The sequence below is a fragment of the Spirulina sp. CCY15215 genome, from assembly GCF_016888125.1.
In the GTDB taxonomy this organism is placed as follows: Bacteria; Cyanobacteriota; Cyanobacteriia; order Cyanobacteriales; family Spirulinaceae; genus CCY15215.
Map to the genome: position 1 here is coordinate 1 of NZ_JACSWA010000163.1, position 288 is coordinate 288.

General features: G+C 39.9%; 1 protein-coding gene. It reads right to left on the minus strand.

All coding sequences use genetic code 11. The annotated features are described in order from the left end of the window. Positions 1–80: 80 nt before the first annotated feature. A complete protein-coding gene (locus JUI58_RS26870) occupies positions 81–209 on the minus strand; it encodes a hypothetical protein (protein ID WP_275414287.1) in 129 nt (42 codons plus the stop codon). Between the last annotated feature and the right edge of the window lie 79 nt (positions 210–288).

Here is a 288-nt window from a genome sequence, read left to right on the forward strand (position 1 = left end):
AGAGGAGAAAGGAGTTCGCTGAGATATTGTTTGGCGAATTGGTCGTGGATAAAACGAGTCACGGGCGAATGAATAATTATTCAATGCTCATAGCATAGCAGAGAAAATGCGATCGCTTTTCTCTTTTTCTCCTTTTGCGATCGCGACTCCTTGAAAAATCCTTGAGAAAGCGATCGCTCTAAAGTATTATTCTCCTTCTTCTTGGACACTGAAGCGATCGATTAATTCTTCACGAGACAATTGTAAAAGCAAAGGAGTAAATTCATCAGAATGCAGTCTCATAATAGG